Here is an 18120-nt window from a genome sequence, read left to right as displayed (position 1 = left end):
CAGCCATCAGCCGTCAGCAAAAAACACTTTTGAGCTTTGGCTTCTGATCAAGAAAAAAGCCGATCTGGATGACTTTCCCGTTCTGAACACCGACAAGCGAACCCAAAGGAGACCAACATGAAAAAAACCTTTCTTTACCTGATCGGCAGGCACCAGAGGGCCTTTCTGATCGCACTGCTGTGGGGGGTGGGTTATGCGCTGGTGATGACCCTGATCAACCCTCTGGCCATCAAATTGCTGTTCGATGAAGCCGTCATCAAGAAGAACTTCGAGGTGTTCGTGTGGGTGGCGGTGGGCAGTCTGGTGCTGTTCACGGGCCTCCGGTACATCGATTACGCGTACCGCCTGTACAAGCAAAGGCTCTCCAACCGCATGCTGCTGGACCTCGCCCTGAAGGTGACCCGCCTGTATTTCCGGGTGCCTTACCAGAGGATTCAGGAAAAAGGGGAAGGTTACTTTGTTTCCCGCACCTACGACGAAGTGCAATCCAGCGTGCAGCCCTCGCTGGATACGGTGCTCGGGTTGTTCCGGTCCTCGGCCACTTTGATTGGGGGGATGGTCACCATCATGCTGATTTCTTGGAAATTGACCCTGATCATGCTGGCGATCACCCCCTTCATGCTGCTGATGTCCCGCAGGTACGCGGGAAAAATCCACCAGAACACCCGAGCAGAGCAGGAAAAATCTGCTGACCTGCGCGAAGTGAACACCAGTTTGCTGCAAGCCTACAAAACCGTGCGGATGTTCCGACTGGCCCCTCTGGCCCTCGGGCAGTACCAGAGCCGCTTTGACCAGTACCTGCGGGCCAATTACACCCGCATTCAGAACATGAGCCTGTACAGCACCCTCAGCGGACTGTTCCTCAGCATCATGGAAATGCTGGTGATTCTGGCTGGAGGGTACAGCATCATGACCAGCAGCCTGACGTTTGGCGGATTGATGGCTTTCATGAACGCCTACTGGCTTGCCGTGAACGCCCTGCAATCCCTGATCGACTCCATTCCGCGCATCTCGATCATTCAGGCCACCGTGGAACGCCTGCAAGAATTCGAGCAGCAAGCCGAACCCGAGACCGCCCCTTCCTCTGGTGTGCAGGACATCGACCTGAACGGGGTGCAGTTTGCATATGGTCAGCAGGTGGTCCTGCGGGATGTGAACCTCCACATTCCGCCCGGTCAGCGCATCCTGATTGAAGGCCCCAACGGAGCAGGGAAAAGCACACTGGCCCACCTGCTCTCAGGGTTGCTGAAACCTCTGGTGGGCACCATCAGCCTTCCCGACGAAATCAGCGCACTGGTCGAGCCTGTCCATTTCCCAACCCTGACCCTGCGTGAACTGTTCAGTGTTTACCCCGAGCACCTGACCGCCCCCCTGATCGAAAAGCTGGGACTGAACCCTCTGCTGGAACAAACCTACACCGAACTCTCTCTGGGCCAGAAGAAAAAAGTGAATGTGCTGATGTGCGTCCTCAAAGAAGCCGACTGCTACATTCTGGACGAACCTCTGGCCAACGTGGACCAGCAAACCCAACCCGAGCTTCTGGAAGCCATTCTGGAATACACCTCGGGCAAAACCTTGCTGGTGATTTTGCACGGTGCTGGCCCCCTGAGGTCCCACTTTGACGCCATCATGCAGGTGCAAGGCCGGGTGACCCTGAGCCCTGCCAGTCCCCCTGTGGCACTGTGAGAAGCCGTCAGCGATCAGCAAAAAGCAGGTTGTCCCATGACTTGAGGTCCTGAATTTCAGGATCTCAAGCTTTCTGCCTTCTGCCTCTTTCACGAATTCTGCAACCACGGATAAAGCTCATCCACACTTTTGCGGTGCAATTTCGCCAGACCCGAGCGGATTTTCTTCATCTCCATGTGGCACACGCCACCGAGTTGCTGAACCATCCAGTCCTCGTAATGGCTGAGCAGGGGGAGGTGGAGGGTGCACAGGTGCACACGCACCATGTCGGGTGAATCTCCGAGTTTTTCGGCCTGCTCTCTGGGCAGGGGATCGATGTTCAGGCGGTAGCCGTTCAGCAGGGTTTCCAGATGCAAAACCCGTTCAGGTTTCGGTTTAAAAGCCACGTTGTCCTCCTTTCAGGCACTTGATTGCATGGGTTCCAGGGTCAACCGGACCACAAACAGGTCTTCGGCCAGACGTGCAGCTTCGAGGTCGGTGAAATCGGCATGGCTGATCCAGTGGGGTTGGTTGTCCATGAAAATGGGCTCAAGAATGTCATGGGCATCCATCAGCATGTTCAGAACCTGCAAAGAGCAGATCACCTGATGCACGTTGTTCTCCTGTCGGACCATCACATTCAGGGACGTGCCAAACACTTTCATGGTCACCTCAACTCTCTTCGGAGGGCATGACAGGCTGAGGCACCCTCGGATCGTGGTCAAAGACCATCAACTCTCCGTGGAACAAAGCCCACACCCCGTTTCGCACGGGCTGCAAGCTGGACTCGGGGATTTTCCAGCCGTGGGCCTGGCTGTAGAACCGCAAGGCATCTCCAGCGGTGGCTGCTTGCACCACGCTCAGCAAACCTGCATCACGAATGAAATACACCCTCATCCAGTGGTCCTTTCCAGAGCAGAGGGGCAGGCAGCAGATGCTCACGCAGTTGCCAGACAGAAAAACCTTTTTCAAGCAGCAGGTTTCCCTGTTCCAGCAGGGCTTGCGGTTCAGGGTCGGTGGCTTCAGGGTGCAAGTTGCACCATTCCTGCAAGGAAAGCACCGGAATGGTTTCCTCTTGCTGGTGGGCAATCAACCAGAGTTCTTCCCGGGGCTCGGGGTCTTTGCGGGTCATGGTTTGCCATTCAAGCACCTGCTGGGACAGGTTTGAAGGGACATCTGGTGGAAAGAAGGATTCTGTGGGCATCAAAACTCCTGTCAGATGAACTCTGGATTTGCATGTGCTTGGAGGGTCATCCAGAGGCCCATATTGGGCAAAAAACACCAAATCACATCGTTGAAGTACACCTCATCATAAAAATGCAACATGACAAATGAATGATAAAAAACTGAAACAAAATCCATCAGAATCAGAATGAGAGGATCGTGCCAGAAATCGCAACTTCAGGATGAATTTGAGGTATCATACAAGATCTTAAAATGCCAACAAAGAAAAATATTTTCTGGGTCTTTTCCATGGTGATCTTGTAACCTTAAATCAAACTGTTGATTTTCTGAAGGGGATCTGAAAATCTATTTGAAAGGATGTGCTTCAGTGGAAACATGATGCACATTCAATTGAATGCTCAGGAAGGCTGGAAACCGATGCTGATGGAGTCCAGAGGATCAATTCCTGATCAAAATGGTGAAGAAAGTTCCAAGGGTCTGATCTGGATGGGAATGCAAGACCTCTTGAGCCTCAAAAATTCACGTTGAAGCAAACTTGCATGCTGCAATCGTCCACTGGTCCCCTGCTTTTCCTCACAGGTGGACCTGTTGAGGCCTGCTGGCAATTTGTATCATTCCAGACATGCAAAACCTCCCTTTTTCCATTCAAGTCAGCCCAGAGGTAACAGCCAGATACCCGACCTACAGGGCTCTGGTTCTGGTGGCGAAACACCTGCAAAACAGCCCAAGCACCCCTTTCACAGACCAACTTCTGGCAGAGGTGGAGGCAGACATTCGGCAGCGTTTTGACCTTGCTGCCTTCAAAGCACATCCACACATGCAAGCATGGCGCGAAGCCTACCGCTTGTTTGGCGTGAAGCCCCAGAAGCTCCAGAATTCTGCCGAGGCCCTGATCACCCGCGTCCTCAAAGGCCAGAACCTGCCCCGCATCAACCTCCTGGTGGACCTGTACAACGCCATCAGTGTGCGCCATGTTCTCCCCTCTGGAGGCGAAGACCTCTCACAGGTGGAGGGAGAGGTGTGTTTGAAGTTCGCCTCTGGGACAGAGCCTTTTGACACCGTCAAAGACGGTCAGCACATCATCGAGTATCCCCAGCAAGGGGAAGTGGTCTGGATTGATGCCAGAGGGGTCACCTGTCGGGCTTGGAACTGGAGGCAGGGCACCCGCACCCGTCTGACCGAGCAGGCCACTTCTGCATACTTCCTGCTGGATCATTTGCTGCCAGAGGGACCTCTGGAACTCCAGAAAGCAGGTGCAGAACTGATTGAACTGCTCCAGAAGGTTTGCCCTGAAGTCCAGATCTCAAAGCAATGGCTCGGGGTTGAAAGCCTGTAAGTGTCCTGTAAAAGCTTGTGGTGACCACTTGTCATAAAGGAGCCATGATTTGTTCAAAAGCTTCAAAGTTTGACCACAGGTGGAGAGAAAACGCCCCAACCCACCATGGGTTCAAGGGTGTGGTCTTCCGCCGATTGCTGCACGCCAAGACATCCACCCAGCAGATACAGTTCTTGGGATTGTTCAGCTTGAACCAGTTGAAAAGGGACTCTGGAAAGCCCATCTGGGACACTTCCGGGATTCAATGTGGAAGCAGATTTGAAGCCATTGAACGGCTTATCCAAACAAGGGTTTCTCTGGGCTTCGGATCCGCTGGTGATGGTGTTCTCAAGGTATGGAAACAAGCATTTCAGCCATCCTGTGATCTTTTGTGTCCCATATGACTCCACAGGCAAGTAAAGGTCTTGCCAGAACTCCAGAGGTGGTCGTCCAGCAGCGGTTTCCACGAGCGCATTGCAAATGGGCAGCAGGTGGTCTGTCCACCATTCAAGATCATAGAAAGCCAACTGTTCCACCCTGTTTTTGATGTCTTTCCAGTCCTTCAAGGTGCCTTCAAGGGTCACTTGCGGGATACCACACACCCACATCAGTTCATATTCAAAGTATTCCTTCAATCCGGCCATCATCACAATCTGACTGGCGGTCTGGGTGATGGGGGTGCTGGTGGAAAAGTCACAGCGAAAAAGGGCAGAAGTGTCTTGTCCCACGTGTGTGGTGATTTGTTCACACCAGGTTTCCACCACCTGCTCCCAATCCTTGCGGGAAGCCAGACCGGAAGTGTAGACAGTGAGCTTTTCGCGGCCATGGTGGGACACAAAAAAGTCCCTGAGCGTCTCAGTGTGGGTTTGGATGTGCAAAGCAAAACCCTGACTGAGGGTCAACCAGAAGACATCTGGAGTGATTTTCAGGGGGAAGTGGTTGCTGTACGCTGCGTGCACAGCCCGGATCAGAGGGTGGTGCAATCCTGCCTGAATCACGCGGGTGCTGGATGCATGGCTGCATTCAAGGAGTGAGGTTTTCAGGTGATCTTGAAGTTGTTTCTCCAGAGACCATGAGGGCAACAGGTGCTTTTTTCTCTGGACCTGAACCACTTGAAAGCATATGGACCGGTCTGTTTTGTTCAAAATTTTGGCATGCGTCATGTGTATGTGCCCTTTCATTCCAGAGGGTGTGCAATGTTCAGCCTGCAATGTCGTTGGCCTGTGTGAAGCCACACCAGAGGAAAAATTCCAGTTGATGTTCGATCAATACACGTCTTTCATCTTTTCAATTCCATCCAGCACAATTTCCAGCCCGATGTCAAACTCTCTGGCATAGTTGTATCCGGGCTGCATGACATGCTCGGTGGCCAGTTCGGTCAGGTATGGGAATTCCCCTTTGAACACCTCAAACATGATGCTGTCGGCAGCGGGTCCGGCGTCTTCAAAAGTGCTGAACGGCAACTGGATTTCCTGCAGGATGAACCCAAAAATGAAACTGTCCAGAAAAGCATAGGCGTGGGCGGTTGCCGGAATCGAAAATCCGCTGGTCCGGAAGCATTCAATCACCTTGTTGTGGTGGTGCAGGGTGATGGGTCCGGGTGAGGTGCGGGACTCCATCAAACCGACAGCCCAAGGGTGTTTTTTGAGGGCCTGTCTTGCAGAGATGGCTCTGGTTCGGATGCGGTCTTTCCAGAGGCCTTCGGTGGGCATCTCAATTTCAATGAACACCAGATCGATCATTCCGTCCATCAGCCGTTCTTTGTTGGCGAAGTGGTGGTACAGGGACATGGCTTCCACACCCAGATCCTGTGCCAGTTTGCGCATGGTCAGGGCTTGGATGCCTTCTTGATCGGCGATGGTCAGGGCGTGTTGCAGGACCTTTTCGCGGTCCAGCTTGTTGCGCGGTTTTTTTTCAGATGGAGGGGGAGTGTTTTTGGGCATGTCAGAGGTTCTCTTGACAATCTTACAACGTAAGGCTACTCTGAATCTATAACCTTACGCCGTAAGGTAAACAGGAGACCCCCATGACCACCCAATCCAACCCCCAGACCCAAACCAGAGCCACCACCATGCAAGCCATGGTTCGCACTGAATACGGACCCCCAGAGGTGATGCACCTCGCCACCATGCCCAAACCCACCCCCAGAGACCATGAGGTGCTGATCCGGGTTCATGCCACCACCGTCACCTCTGGGGACTGCCGGATGCGCAGCCTGAATGTGCCCAGAGGCTTTGGACCGATCATCCGATTGGTGATGGGCATCAACAAACCCCGAATGACCGTGCTGGGAACCGAATTTGCCGGGGTCATCGAAGAGGTGGGCAAAGACGTCACGGGTTTCAAAGTGGGAGACCGGGTGTTTGGCATGGCAGGCATGAAAATGGGTGCCCACGCCGAATACCTGTGCATTTCAGAAAAAGGCACCATGGCCCTCACTCCGGCCAACCTGAGCCATCAGCAAGCCGCCTCTCTGCCTTTCGGAGGCACCACCATGCTGGATTTCTACCGCAGGGGTGGCCTGAAAGCCGGAAACTGTGTGCTGGTCAATGGAGCATCAGGGGCGGTGGGGGTTGCTGCCATTCAAATTGCACGCCATCTGGGTGCAGAAGTGACCGCGGTGTGCAGTGCCAGAAACGCCGAACTGGTGCGCTCTCTGGGGGCAAGCAAAGTCATCGACTACACCAGAGAAGACTTCGCCACAGGCACCGAAACCTACGACATCATCGTGGATGCGGTGGGCAACGCCCCATTTGAACGCAGCCAGAAAGTGCTGCGCTCTGGAGGTCGCCTCTTGCTGGTGCTGGCGACCTTGCCTCAAATGCTGGCCTCTCTGGGACAAAGCCTGTCTGGCAAAAAAGTGGTGGCAGGCCCCATCACCGAAAAAGCAGAGGACATCCAGTTGCTGGCCAGATGGGCCCAGGAAGGACACCTGAAACCCGTCGTGGACCGCGAGTACACCTTCACCCAGATGCCCGAAGCCCACCGCTACGTGGACACCGGACGCAAGCGTGGCAGTGTGGTGGTCACGGTTCAAGCTCCCTGAGTTCACCAAAGTGCCCATCGTGTTGGCCGTCCTTTATAAAGATCCACAACCAGAGTAAGAAACTTCCAGCTTTTACAAAGAAATCGTCACTGGGAAAGTTTATTTCAATTGTTCATTTATGATGATTCATGCCAGTCGAATTCTCGGCCAATGAACACCTTCATAAATATTTTGCCCACCATAAATAGTGTGTTCTGTGATATATTAGATAATCTCACTATGTATTTATGATCATATTAAATTCATTTCTAAGTTGAGGATTATTTTTATACCAAGGATGAGCTATAATGAATTCTATACATTTATTAAAATCTGCGCCACCTATCAATTTTTGAATCAGAAGCATTCGATGGTATTTTTTGTGAACGATGTAGTGGAAATTTCTTCCCACTAAAACTTCGTCGCTTAGGATCTCTGCAGCCATCTCAAGAATTTTGCATTGCTCTAAAAAAGAAAAAACGCTTTCCATGCGCTTTTTGAAGTCCATAAAGGCCAATTGTAAGGAATTGTCATCGTGGACTTTGTAATGGTCATTTTCTAGGCCAAAATATGTTAAATTCATTCCCATGGTATATGATGGGTTACTCATTTCTGACTCGCTGAAAATTTCTCTGAAAGCTGTTTCGACAATATCAATTCTTACTGATATGTGGAAGCGCACTTTATAATGATGGGGCATGTAATTTGTGTAAGTATATCCTATCTCTGCAAACCCATAAGGCATAGATATTCGGTAGTTGTCGTATTTTTTGGTTTTCTTAAAGCCAAGCGGTTGGAGTATTTCTTTAAGAAATATATTGACTTTTCTGTTTAATTCTACTGTTTTCATCATTGCCTTCTTTTTCCGAAAACCAAGTTATGTTGTGTTTTCCAGTATAGCATGTCAATTTGAAGTTTTTCATTTTATGTACTCACAACGGAGGACCGAAAATTTATGCCCTTTATGTGAGCGGTGCTGGAAGTTTAACCCTGTCTTACGCTTTTTTCGTGTGCATCGAACTGGTCTGCATGGGCTTGATTTTGAGGTGCATGGGGCGCAGGAAAGCTGCTCTGGAATGAAGAGCCCTGTATCCATCGGGGCTCTTCATCCCATCCACCAGCATCCTGCCAGAGGTTGGCTGCCAACTTTGAACTGAAAACTGAAAACTTCTTTACTTCTCCTGCCCCAGAGCAAACCCCCGGCTGAACTGCTCTTGCAGCAAGGTGAACACCACCAGAGGGGGCAAAATGCTGATGACGGCCCCGGCCATCACGGCCCCCCAGTCGGTGGCTCCGCCCACATCGATCAGTTTCTTCAGTCCGACCTGCACCACCTGTTTGTCTTCGCTCTGCATGACCACCAGAGGCCACAGGTACTGGTCCCACACGTAAACGAACTGGATCACTGCCAGTGCCCCGATGGTGTTCCAGCTCATCGGAATCAGGATGTGCCACAGGAAACGCAACGGACCGCACCCGTCCAGACGGGCAGCTTCGGCAAGGCTGTGGGGGATGTTCATGAAGTGTTGCCTGAACAGGAAAACCCCAGTGGCAGAAGCCAGAAACGGCACAATGATGGCTGCGTAGGTGTTGCTCCATCCGAAGTCGGTGATCAGGTTGAACAGGGACACGATCAGCAACTCGGTGGGCAGCATCAGGGTGAACAAGACCAGAGCAAACACCATGTTTTTCAGGGGAAACCGGAAATACACGAAGGCCAGAGCGGCCAGAAGGGAAAGCAGGGTTTTTCCGAGGGTGACGGCCACCGTCACCACAAAGGAATTCAGCATGTACTGCCCGAGCCTCGCGGTGTTCCATGCGGTCTGGATGTTTTCCAGCAAGGCGCTTCCCAGATGCATCTGTGCCGAAATCACCTGACTGCTGTCCTGTGTGGCTTTGACCAGAGCGAAAATGAGGGGGAATCCCACCAGCACCACAGCGATGCACAGCAAGAGGTGGGTGAGGGGGTCTTTCCAGTTCTTACGCACCATGGTGCACCTGCTTTCCTCCTGTGCGAAATTGCAGCAAGGTGATGCCTGCCACCAGAATCAGCATCAGAACCGCTTGCGCAGCAGCAAACCCGGTTTTGGCATTGGCGAAACCATCCAGATAAAGTTGGTAAATCAGAAAACTGGTGATCCCGGTCTGTCCATACACTGGCCCTCCTTTGGTCAGGATGTCCACCAGTCCGAAACTGTCAAACAGGGCCTGCACGATGTTGGTGAACACCAGAAAAAACGTCATCGGGCTCAGCATTGGAATCAGGATGAACCGGATGCGCTGCCAGCTTCCAGCCCCATCAATCTGGGCAGCTTCCAGCGTGTCTTTCGGCACGTTTTGCAGGGCGGCCAGATAAAACACCACGTTGTATCCGAGGCTCTTCCAGACGGCAGCCCCACACACCAGAAAAAACGCCAGAAAAGGCGAATCCAGCCAGCGGGGTTTCAGGTCAAAGAAACGCTCCAGGAGGGCGTTCACCAGACCGATCTCTGGATTGAACAGAAAGAGCCACAGGGTTCCAGCAATGGCAGGGGAGAGGGCATAAGGGTAAATCAGGAGCAACCTGTAGATCTTCGCTCCACGCACTGGACGGTTGGCCAGCAAAGCCAGTCCAAATGCCAGAGTGATCCCACAGGTCACGGTGATCCCCATGAAAATCAGGGTTTGCAGGATGCTCTGGTGGTACACCGGACTGGACAGCAACTCTGCAAAATTCTCCAGCCCCACAAAACGCTCGGTGCCCAGAAAAACACTGCTCTGGTACAGGCTCAGGCGTAAGGTCTCGATGGCTGGGAAGTACAGAAACACCCCGAGCACCACCAGAGACGGCAGCAAGAACAGCCAGGGCAAGAAAGGGCTTTTGAAGGTGCCCTGCTCTGGGCTGTCAGAGGGTTGTTTTTTCTTGTTTGAGAACGGCAATTCAGGTTTGCGGGTGGTGTTCAAGGGATTCTCCAGCCAAATTCCTCCCCTTGTGGGGGAGGAAAAGGGGTGATGTTGAGGGGTGGGTGCTCTGAGGGAGTTTACAGCAGGAGGAGAAAGAACACTCGGTCTTGGCTTTCTGCCCTTTCCAGAGTTCCCTCCAATAGGCTGCTGGTGCAGTTTCACAAATGAAGTTGCTCGACCTGGACTGTCCTGTGCGAGGATTCTCGCTGTGAACTTACACCAGAACTCACTGGAAGTTCTTGTTGTAGTCCCCAATGGCTTTGTCGGCACGGTTCTTGGCGTCTTGCAGGGTGGCGTCCACCGGTTGCCCTGAGAGCACTTTCTGGATGCTTTCCTCAATGATCTTGCGCACTTCGATGAAGCTGCCCATCAAGGCTCCGCCGGTGGCCACGCTGGGTTCGGTTTTCAGAAGCTGGTTGAAGGCCACGGTTTGCACAGGGGCTTTGGAGAACCAGCCTTCTTTTTTCAGCAGGTCCACGCTGCTGTTGCGCACAGGGTAGTAACCGGTCAGTTTGTGCCATGCTGCCATGTTTTTGGGGTTGGTCAGGTACAGGGCGAAGTCCAGAGCAGCCTCGGACTGCTTGTCGGTGATGTTTTTGGCCACCCACAAGGAAGCCCCACCAATCACCACACCGTTGCGTTTGCTGCCGTCTGCGATGGGCAGCACGCCCACGCCCATCTTGAATCCAGCTTTTTTGGCTGCATCCCCGATGTTGCCGATGTCGGCGGTGGAGGTGATGTGGAAGACCACTTTCTCTCCGGTGAAGATGGCGTCGCTGCCGTCCCAGTCTTCCAGTTTGCCGCTGGAGGTGTAGTACCCTTTGTCGCTGAGGGTTTTGATCCAGTTGAAGATTTTCTTGGCAGCAGGGCTGGTCAGGTTGGATTCGGTGGCTCTGGCTTTGCGTCCGTTGTCGTTGTTGACCAGAGCGGCCCCTTGCTGGGCCATCCACTGCTCCACAAACCACGAGTGGATGTTGAAGCCGATGCATTTCACGTCGCTGGCTTGCTGTTTGATTTTTTCACAGGCTTTCAGCACAGCGCTGTAGGTGGTGGGTGGACGGCTGGCGTCCAGACCGTATTTTTCCATCAGGTCTTTGTTGAAGTACAGCACGGGAGAGGAGGAGTTGAAAGGCAGGCTGTTCACTTTGCCACCAATGGTGTAGTAATTCAGCACAGGTTTGATGTAATCGGAGAAATCCACCTTGCCGATGCCACCCACAGGCTGGAAGATGCCGCTGTCCCAGGCGAGTTGGCTGCCCACTTCCACCACCTGCACCAGAGCGGGGGATTTGCCCTGACGGGAAGCCAGAATGGCGGCTTGCAGGGTGTCGTTGTAGTTGCCTTTGTAGGTGGCGACCACTTTCACGTCTTTGCGGGTTTTGTTGAATTCCTCAACGCGTTCTTGAATGAACCCGGAGCGTTTGGCATCCCCGAAGGTGTACCAGAAGTCCACGGTGGTCTGGGCTTGTGCAGCCCCCAGCATCAGTGCAGCAAGCAGGGTGATTCGTTTCATGGTGCAATTCCTCCCCGGAGGACGTGAACCTTAGACCCGGTTCAGCCCTCCAATGCTTTTCATTACTAAAGGCTGGATGTCACCGCAAATTCAGTGTTTGATCAAGCAACGGTCATCTGACAGAAGCATGGCAAAACCGCCACGTTGGGCTGACAATCGGGTGTTCAAATCACCCTTGTATGAAACGCATTGTGCTTTTTTCTGTGGCCCTGTCCCTGTTCGCCTGCCAGCAAGCCCCTCTGCCCATCATCGAAACACAAACCGTCACCACCGCGGGTTTTGGTGCTTTCAACAGCAAAAAAGACACCTTGATCCAGTCGGGTGTGCGGATTTTCGGTAAGGGAGCCCCCAGCGTGGCACAGGACCTTGAGCCCGAGTACATTGCGGTTTCAGCAGACTCCAAGACGGCGTGGGTGACCCTCCAAGAGAACAATGCTCTGGCCATCATTGACATTCCCTCTGGCCGTGTTCAGAAGATTGTGCCTCTGGGTTTCAAGGACCACAGTCTGGCGGGCAACGGCATGGATGTGAACGACACCGACAAAACCATCCAGATCGCCCCTGTGAAAGTCAAAGGCATGTACCAACCAGACAGCATCGCCCGGTTTCAGGTCAACAACGAAACCTTTCTGGTGACCGCCAACGAAGGGGACGCCCGAGAGTGGGGTGACTTCAAAGAAGAAACCAGTGTGTCCAAAATGGTTCTGGATTCAGCGGTGTTCACCCCGGAGCAGACCCTCGCACTTGCCCGTTTGAACGTCACTTCCACTCTGGGTCACCAGGATGGCAAATACCGTGAACTGTACAGTTTTGGTGCCCGCAGCATCAGCATCTGGAACAGCAAAGGGGAGCTGGTCAGCGATTCCAGAGACCTGATCGAACAAACTGTGGCCGCCAAAGAGCCTCTGGGCTTCAATGCCAACCACACCAGCAACACCATCGACAACCGCAGCGACAACAAAGGCCCCGAGCCAGAAGGGATCACGGTGGCGACCCTTGGGGCAAAAACCTACGCTTTTGTGGGGCTGGAACGCCAGAGCGCCATCATGGTCTTTGATGTGTCGGACCCCAAAAACCCGGTGGTCACCGATTACATCAGCAACCGTGACTTTACCGAAGACCTTAAAGCTTTCAAAGGCAAGAGTGACCTCGGGCCTGAGGGGCTTTTGTTCATTCCAGCCACAGACAGTCCGAACGGTGAAAACCTGCTGGTGGTCACCAACGAAGTGAGTGGCAGCACCACCCTGTACACTGTTTCAACTGCTGGAAAACTGTCCCTGCTCGGGCGTCACCTGTTCACCGAGAACGGTTTGCCTGTGCTGGACAAAGGGGCCGCAGAAATCAGCGCTTACGATAAGGATAGCAAGCAACTTTATGTGGTGAACGGTTACAGCAAAAGCATCGATGTGCTGGACCTCAAAGACCCTGCCAAGCCCATGTTCGTGAAGCAACTCAAGTTCGAAAATGCTGGAGAAGCGGCCAACAGCGTCGCTGTCTCAGGTGGGATTGTGGCGGTGGCGGTTCAGGCTGCTGTCAAAACCGATGCAGGCAAAGTGGTGTTTTTCGATGCACAGGGAAACCAGAAGGCTCAGGTGCCTGTAGGAAGCCTGCCTGACATGCTGACTTTCACACCAGACGGCAAATATGTGCTGGTGGCCAACGAAGCGGAACCCTCCGACGACTACACCATCGATCCAGAGGGCAGCATCAGCATCATCAATGTGTCTCGCGCTCTGAAGTGAAGCTCAGGTTTTTGTCAAAGGAACCGAACAACTGTAACAACGGATGCAATTCTGAACAAAGACGGGTATAACGGTGTTGTGTCTTTTTCTGCGTTGTCTGCCTTGATCAAATCCAAGCTGTTCAAATCCACAATCAAATCCATTTTGGGGGTGTTCGTTCTGGCTCTGGTGCTGGGATGGAGCACCCCTCTGGTGTATTCCAAACCTGTGGCCAAACCGGTGTTGCCTGAAGTGAAAATCATTCCCGAGGTGTTGCCCCCTCTGGTGGAATCCCAAACTGGGCAAGTCATCCCTGCTGAATACCTTGGTCGAAGTGTGTATTTTGTGCGCCCCAGAGCCAAATGGATGGCGCTTACATTTGATGACGGTCCTTGGGGAAAAACCACCCTTGAAGTGCTGGACATCCTGAGGAAGCATCAGGTCAAAGCCACTTTTTTTGTGATCGGCAAGCACATCGAGATGTATCCGAAGGTGCTTCAACAGATTCACAAAGAAGGCCATGTGATTGGCAACCACACCTACAGCCACCGTTACCGCAAAATGCCAGCCAAAGTGGCCCAGAAAGAGATCGATCTGGTTGAAAATCAACTGCAAAAACTCATCGGACAGGGGTCACAGCTGTTCAGGCCACCCGGAGGGCGCATGGAAAACGGTCTGGTGCGTCAGGCCATCAAACGCAACGACAGTGTGGTGCTCTGGTCGGTGACCACGCCCGATTACCTGCAGAAAGACCGGAATCAGGTGATCCATGACATTCAGGCCGGATTCAAACCCGGAGCGATCATCTTGCTGCACGATGGGGGAGGGGACCGCTCTGGAACGGTTGCGGCACTTCCCACCCTGATTGAAGCAGCCCACAAACAGGGCTACCGCTTCGTGACGGTGCCAGAGTTGTTTCAGCAAATGTCACAAGAAGAGGCTGCCCTTTCAGACAGCCAGTGACAAACAGTTTTTTCAGGGTGCTTTTCAGAGTGCGGTTTTGGGGTTTCCTCGTCCTGCAGTGTCCTGAAACGGGGAGGTTGCTCCTTCGAGCATCTGAACCATTTTCTGCAGTTGATCGGTGGCCTGCTGGACCAGCATGTCTTTCTGACCCCTCAGCAGCAGCATGGAGAAAGGACTGGCGGTCAGGGTCACTTCCTGCTCAAAAGTCACAGCACCACCATCGGTGCTCTTGATGTCCCAGGCAATGCGCTGTTCACTGTTGTGCTGATAAGGCATCAGGATCACGATGCTTTCCAGCATTTGCAGTTTGATCACGGTGAATTTTCTCTGGGTGCCGTCTTTGAAGGTCAGCATGCCAGAGTTGCCTTGTCTGAAAGGGGTGTTCATTTCAACAGACTGCAGACGGGTGTCCCAGCTTGGCCAGTGTTTGACGTTGGTCCACAATTGCCAGAGGGCGGCTGCGGTGGTTTCGGCCTGTACAGTGTGGGTGCAAAGGTGCATGCGGTCTCCTCGGGTGTTCAGGTGCTCAGGGGATAAGGGTTTTCACTTAGTTTATATGCTGATTGTATGCAGTGGTGTCTTTCTGATTTATCACAAATGCCATGTGTTGCGCAGAATGACTTATTTGGGCGAATTTCATACAAAAAATGAAAAATGCTATATTTGTTCTGATGGCAAACATAGTAAATTGCTGAATCATTACAGTTTTTCGTATCAAATCTTTTCTGATTAGTAAACTTTGATGCATTCAAAGAGACAGACCACTGAAAGGCAAGGGTTGTTGTTCAGAAATACAGGTGGAAAGGTTCCAAGCCTGGCTTTTCCACCTGTGGAAAGGTGTCAGAGATCTGTGAATTGATGATTGGAAACCCTGAAATCAATCATGAAAGTTTCAGACCGCTGTGAAACCCTCAGATGTTTTGACCCTTTCACCGTCGCACAATTTGAAAACCGGCTGCTTGCCATGCTTGCATTCCACCTTCAACGTTGTACACATTCTGGAAGCCCTCTTGGACCAGCAGTTCACTGGCCTGACGGCTGCGGTTTCCACTCCGGCACACCACATAAATGTCACCCTCATGGGGCAATTCATGCAAGCGGTTGGAAAGCTCGTTCAGGGGCAGCAAAATGGACCCTTTCACGTGACCTTCGTTGTATTCTTCGGGGGTTCGCACATCCAGAATGAAGCTGCCCTGCTGGTGTGCTTTTTGCAAATCCTGCACGGACACATTTTGCACCGTGGCCGTTCCAGCACTGCAAGCCACCAAGAACAAGGGCAAACCTGCCACCAACCCTCTGGAAAAAGAAATGTTCAGCATGGCTCAAAGATACCCCAAGGGGATATCAAAAACCATGTCGAACGTCCCTGTTGGACACCAGAGCACCCATCACCCCATCCGGTAATTGTTTTTGCCGGACTGCTTCACTTCATACATCAGTTTGTCTGCTCTGGACAGCAGTGAATCTGAAGTGTCCCGCTCTCTGGGCAGGGTGATCCCCAGAGAAATGCCGAAATCCATGCTCTGGCCTTCAAACACAAAGGGCTCGTGGATGGTGTGCAAGATGCGTTCTGCAATGGCCTGCAAGGTGGCCTCAGAGACATCCCCCCTGAGGATCAAGGTGAATTCATCTCCGGCCAGACGGAACACCCGATCAGACGCACGCACTGCACCTTTCAAGCGCTGGGCCACTTCCTGCAAAAGGGCGTCTCCTGCGTGGTGACCATACAGGTCATTGATTTGCTTGAAACCATCCAGGTCCAGAAACGCCACCGCCATGTCTTTTTGCTGCAACACCCCTTCCAGCATGCCGTAAAAAGCATTGCGGTTGGACAGTCCAGTCAGGCTGTCCTTGAAAGCCATGTCCTGCAAAGACAACTGGTGGTGGATGTGGTCGCTGACATCCTCGAAGACCAGCAAACGGTTGTCCTGCCCCGGAATGTTCACTTCTGTCACCGTGAACCAGCCTTCACCAGAGGCTCTGGCATACACCGGCTCTGTTTCTGAGACGCGAGGATCGGGTTGAAGCGCTTGCAGGTCAAAAGGTCGGTCCACTTGAAGGTCCATGCCGGAAATGTCTTTTGCTGCAGGATTCAGCCCGAGGACCTTTTGTTTTTTGGAGAGCAACAGAAAACCGCTGGGGGAGGCCTGCATCAGGGTTTGCAGTTGCTGCATCACCGAACTGTATTCCCGCCTCAAAAGCCGTTGGTCGAGTTCACTCATCACCCGTCTGGCGGCCCGTTGCAGGTGCTCCCGATCACGTTCCGTGAAAGACCTTGGCAGGAAATCCATGCAGCACACTGTTCCAATCCGGTAACCGTCCGGAGTGACCAGTGGGACACCCGCATATGCCCGCACATGGGGTTCTCCAGTCACCAGAGGGTTGTTTTGGAAGCGTTCATCAAGGCGCATGTCCGGCACAATCAACGCGTCATCCGAAAGGATGGTGTAGGAGCAGAACACCACATCTCTGGGGCCTTCATCAGGAGAAGAGGGTCCAGTGGCTTGAACGCAGGCCTTGAACCACACCCGGTTTCGGTCCACAAAGTTGATGAGGGCCATCGGGACCTGCAAGGTGAAGCGCAGATCGTCCGCAATTTCATTGAAAGCCAACTCATCCGGGGTGTCCAGAATGCGGTAGGTGTACAGTTTTTCCAATCTGCGTTCTTCAATCAGGTTTTGCGACTCGGGCATGGAGATCTCCAGGAAGCCCACAACATTACTGGTGTCCAGTGCATGCTGCAAGCCTAGCGTTTGAACCACAGGATACCTGAAATGACAGGGTTGCTTTGTAGCCTGACCAGAAACATTTCAATAAACGTTTCAATAAAAAATTCACAAATTAAGTAAAGCATATTTTATTCACAATTCTTGCTTTCCAGCTTTACACCTGCTGCAAAGTGCATTGCAGCAGGTGTAAAGTGAGTCACATCTGGAGGTCCCATGGAAAAACACATGCTGGGTCAAGGTCTGGAAGTTTCTGCCATCGGTTATGGATGCATGTGTCAGTTTTAATTTTATAGTTTCATTTTTAAGTTAATTGTTTGCTGTTTTAATGATATTATTAGTTTTTTAACCCTACAAAAGGTTCTACCCCTAGAGCGTACCAAGATGTGATTTGAATCATGGAAGGTGAATTCTGTTGTCAGCCAAGCGTGCTGGACAGCAGAAAGTTGTGCCCTCATCATACAAGAATGAAAGCCCGTACTGGCTACCCCACCGATATCGACGATGAGACCTACCAGTTTATGCTCCCTTACTTGCTCCTCACCAAAGAGGATGCAGCACAAAGAAAATACCCCATCCGAGATGTCCTCAATGCCCTGTTCTGGATGGTCAGAAGTGGGGCACCCTGTCTTGGTCAGAACGGCACCCAGAATGGGGCCTGACCGCTGGGAATACCTCCCCAACGACTTCCCCCCAGCAGAGATCGTGCGCCAACAAGCCCAGAGATGGTTTGATCACCACTGCTTTGAAGACATGGTGCACGACCTCAGGATCGTGACCCGAGTGCAGCAGAAGAAAAATGCGCAACCCACTGCAGTGATCATCGATTCAAGAACCTTACAAAGCACCCCCGAAAGTGGATCTCGGGCAGGCTATGACGGAGCCAAGAAAAAGAAAGGCACCAAGATTCACTTGGTGGTCGATACTCTGGGAGATCTCCTGACGGTTCTGGCGACCCCAGCGAACGAACAGGACCGTGCTCAAGTGGGCCAGTTGTGCAAAGAGGTTCAACACCTGACCGGAGTGAATGTGGAAGTGGCGTTTGTGGATCAAGGGTACAGCGG

18 protein-coding genes and 1 pseudogene are annotated in these 18120 nt (G+C 52.5%); 6 read left to right on the top strand and 13 right to left on the bottom strand.

All coding sequences use genetic code 11. The features are described 5' to 3' along the window. Nucleotides 1–117: 117 nt before the first annotated feature. Entirely contained in the window at nt 118–1686 is a 1569-nt protein-coding gene (locus Q371_RS01880) for an ATP-binding cassette domain-containing protein (RefSeq protein ID WP_034335416.1), read from the top strand. Nucleotides 1687–1775: 89 nt separating this feature from the next. Here the strand turns inward: Q371_RS01880 and Q371_RS01875 are convergent, their stop codons facing one another. Genes Q371_RS01875 through Q371_RS01860 form a run of 4 tightly spaced genes read right to left on the bottom strand, consistent with a single transcriptional unit; the run spans nt 1776 to nt 2869 of the window. After that, nucleotides 1776–2072, bottom strand: a complete 297-nt coding sequence (locus Q371_RS01875; RefSeq protein WP_034335415.1) for a hypothetical protein — start codon at nt 2070–2072, stop codon at nt 1776–1778. Between the two features lie 12 nt (nt 2073–2084). Continuing rightward, nucleotides 2085–2330: a hypothetical protein gene (locus tag Q371_RS01870; RefSeq protein ID WP_157442454.1), complete on the bottom strand. Its 246-nt coding sequence runs from the start codon at nt 2328–2330 to the stop codon at nt 2085–2087. Between the two features lie 7 nt (nt 2331–2337). Continuing rightward, a complete protein-coding gene (locus Q371_RS01865; RefSeq protein ID WP_157442453.1) occupies nt 2338–2556 on the bottom strand; it encodes a hypothetical protein in 219 nt (72 codons plus the stop codon). Further along, entirely contained in the window at nt 2540–2869 is a 330-nt protein-coding gene (locus Q371_RS01860) for a hypothetical protein (RefSeq protein ID WP_034335410.1), read from the bottom strand. Before Q371_RS01860 ends, Q371_RS01865 begins: the two co-directional genes overlap by 17 nt. Nucleotides 2870–3472: 603 nt before the next feature. On the opposite strand from Q371_RS01860, the gene Q371_RS01855 reads away from it, so the two are divergent. Beyond that, complete coding sequence (locus Q371_RS01855) at nt 3473–4186, top strand: B3/B4 domain-containing protein (protein ID WP_034335409.1); 714 nt, start codon at nt 3473–3475, stop codon at nt 4184–4186. 62 nt (nt 4187–4248) lie between these two features. Here Q371_RS01855 and Q371_RS01850 read toward each other — a convergent pair whose 3' ends face one another. Continuing rightward, nucleotides 4249–5328, bottom strand: coding sequence for a DUF4419 domain-containing protein (locus Q371_RS01850; protein WP_051963077.1), 1080 nt, complete (start codon nt 5326–5328; stop codon nt 4249–4251). 102 nt (nt 5329–5430) lie between these two features. After that, nucleotides 5431–6108, bottom strand: coding sequence for a TetR/AcrR family transcriptional regulator C-terminal domain-containing protein (locus Q371_RS01845; protein WP_034335407.1), 678 nt, complete (start codon nt 6106–6108; stop codon nt 5431–5433). Nucleotides 6109–6191: 83 nt separating this feature from the next. On the opposite strand from Q371_RS01845, the gene Q371_RS01840 reads away from it, so the two are divergent. After that, nucleotides 6192–7211: an NAD(P)-dependent alcohol dehydrogenase gene (locus Q371_RS01840; protein WP_211253787.1), complete on the top strand. Its 1020-nt coding sequence runs from the start codon at nt 6192–6194 to the stop codon at nt 7209–7211. A 217-nt stretch (nt 7212–7428) separates the two neighbouring features. Here the strand turns inward: Q371_RS01840 and Q371_RS01835 are convergent, their stop codons facing one another. The 4 genes from Q371_RS01835 to Q371_RS01820 all read right to left on the bottom strand — a co-directional run bounded on the left by Q371_RS01835 (nt 7429) and on the right by Q371_RS01820 (nt 11646). Next, a complete protein-coding gene (locus tag Q371_RS01835; RefSeq protein ID WP_157442452.1) occupies nt 7429–8040 on the bottom strand; it encodes a hypothetical protein in 612 nt (203 codons plus the stop codon). A 322-nt stretch (nt 8041–8362) separates the two neighbouring features. Then, nucleotides 8363–9181 carry a carbohydrate ABC transporter permease gene (locus tag Q371_RS01830; RefSeq protein WP_034335404.1) on the bottom strand — a complete coding sequence of 273 codons (819 nt, stop codon included), beginning with the start codon at nt 9179–9181 and terminating at the stop codon, nt 8363–8365. Beyond that, complete coding sequence (locus Q371_RS01825) at nt 9171–10133, bottom strand: carbohydrate ABC transporter permease (protein WP_245618188.1); 963 nt, start codon at nt 10131–10133, stop codon at nt 9171–9173. Before Q371_RS01825 ends, Q371_RS01830 begins: the two co-directional genes overlap by 11 nt. 226 nt (nt 10134–10359) lie before the next feature. Next, nucleotides 10360–11646, bottom strand: a complete 1287-nt coding sequence (locus Q371_RS01820; protein WP_034335402.1) for an ABC transporter substrate-binding protein — start codon at nt 11644–11646, stop codon at nt 10360–10362. 179 nt (nt 11647–11825) lie between these two features. Here Q371_RS01820 and Q371_RS01815 point away from each other — a divergent pair, with 179 nt between their 5' ends. Continuing rightward, nucleotides 11826–13388, top strand: coding sequence for a choice-of-anchor I family protein (locus tag Q371_RS01815; protein WP_034335400.1), 1563 nt, complete (start codon nt 11826–11828; stop codon nt 13386–13388). A 78-nt stretch (nt 13389–13466) separates the two neighbouring features. Beyond that, on the top strand, nt 13467–14330 hold the full coding sequence (locus Q371_RS01810) for a polysaccharide deacetylase family protein (protein WP_051963076.1): 864 nt from the start codon (nt 13467–13469) through the stop codon (nt 14328–14330). Between the two features lie 24 nt (nt 14331–14354). Here the strand turns inward: Q371_RS01810 and Q371_RS01805 are convergent, their stop codons facing one another. From Q371_RS01805 to Q371_RS01795, 3 genes are all read right to left on the bottom strand, one after another. Then, nucleotides 14355–14831, bottom strand: coding sequence for an SRPBCC family protein (locus tag Q371_RS01805; RefSeq protein WP_034335398.1), 477 nt, complete (start codon nt 14829–14831; stop codon nt 14355–14357). Between the two features lie 428 nt (nt 14832–15259). Further along, nucleotides 15260–15649: a rhodanese-like domain-containing protein gene (locus Q371_RS01800; RefSeq protein WP_034335397.1), complete on the bottom strand. Its 390-nt coding sequence runs from the start codon at nt 15647–15649 to the stop codon at nt 15260–15262. Between the two features lie 69 nt (nt 15650–15718). Next, the gene (locus Q371_RS01795; RefSeq protein WP_034335395.1) at nt 15719–17023 is read right to left on the bottom strand and encodes a sensor domain-containing diguanylate cyclase; all 1305 of its coding nucleotides are present in this window, start codon (nt 17021–17023) and stop codon (nt 15719–15721) included. 500 nt (nt 17024–17523) lie between these two features. Between Q371_RS01795 and Q371_RS01790 the strand changes: the two are divergent. Beyond that, nucleotides 17524–18120: pseudogene (locus Q371_RS01790) on the top strand (transposase); the annotation flags it as partial.

It is taken from the genome of Deinococcus misasensis DSM 22328 (genome assembly GCF_000745915.1).
GTDB lineage: Bacteria > Deinococcota > Deinococci > Deinococcales > Deinococcaceae > Deinococcus_C > Deinococcus_C misasensis.
The sequence above is the reverse complement of the archived record's forward strand: the minus strand, read 5'-3'. Positions and strand labels throughout refer to the sequence as shown.

What these genes read in the sequence shown, in the direction of transcription:
- Q371_RS01880 (WP_034335416.1), top strand. Translation starts at nt 118, where the DNA reads ATGAAAAAAACCTTTCTTTACCTGATCGGCAGGCACCAGAGGGCCTTT.
- Q371_RS01870 (WP_157442454.1), bottom strand. Translation starts at nt 2,330, where the DNA reads ATGAAAGTGTTTGGCACGTCCCTGAATGTGATGGTCCGACAGGAGAAC.
- Q371_RS01860 (WP_034335410.1), bottom strand. Translation starts at nt 2,869, where the DNA reads ATGCCCACAGAATCCTTCTTTCCACCAGATGTCCCTTCAAACCTGTCC.
- Q371_RS01855 (WP_034335409.1), top strand. Translation starts at nt 3,473, where the DNA reads ATGCAAAACCTCCCTTTTTCCATTCAAGTCAGCCCAGAGGTAACAGCC.
- Q371_RS01850 (WP_051963077.1), bottom strand. Translation starts at nt 5,328, where the DNA reads ATGACGCATGCCAAAATTTTGAACAAAACAGACCGGTCCATATGCTTT.
- Q371_RS01845 (WP_034335407.1), bottom strand. Translation starts at nt 6,108, where the DNA reads ATGCCCAAAAACACTCCCCCTCCATCTGAAAAAAAACCGCGCAACAAG.
- Q371_RS01840 (WP_211253787.1), top strand. Translation starts at nt 6,192, where the DNA reads ATGACCACCCAATCCAACCCCCAGACCCAAACCAGAGCCACCACCATG.
- Q371_RS01835 (WP_157442452.1), bottom strand. Translation starts at nt 8,040, where the DNA reads ATGAAAACAGTAGAATTAAACAGAAAAGTCAATATATTTCTTAAAGAA.
- Q371_RS01830 (WP_034335404.1), bottom strand. Translation starts at nt 9,181, where the DNA reads ATGGTGCGTAAGAACTGGAAAGACCCCCTCACCCACCTCTTGCTGTGC.
- Q371_RS01820 (WP_034335402.1), bottom strand. Translation starts at nt 11,646, where the DNA reads ATGAAACGAATCACCCTGCTTGCTGCACTGATGCTGGGGGCTGCACAA.
- Q371_RS01815 (WP_034335400.1), top strand. Translation starts at nt 11,826, where the DNA reads ATGAAACGCATTGTGCTTTTTTCTGTGGCCCTGTCCCTGTTCGCCTGC.
- Q371_RS01805 (WP_034335398.1), bottom strand. Translation starts at nt 14,831, where the DNA reads ATGCACCTTTGCACCCACACTGTACAGGCCGAAACCACCGCAGCCGCC.
- Q371_RS01800 (WP_034335397.1), bottom strand. Translation starts at nt 15,649, where the DNA reads ATGCTGAACATTTCTTTTTCCAGAGGGTTGGTGGCAGGTTTGCCCTTG.
- Q371_RS01795 (WP_034335395.1), bottom strand. Translation starts at nt 17,023, where the DNA reads ATGCCCGAGTCGCAAAACCTGATTGAAGAACGCAGATTGGAAAAACTG.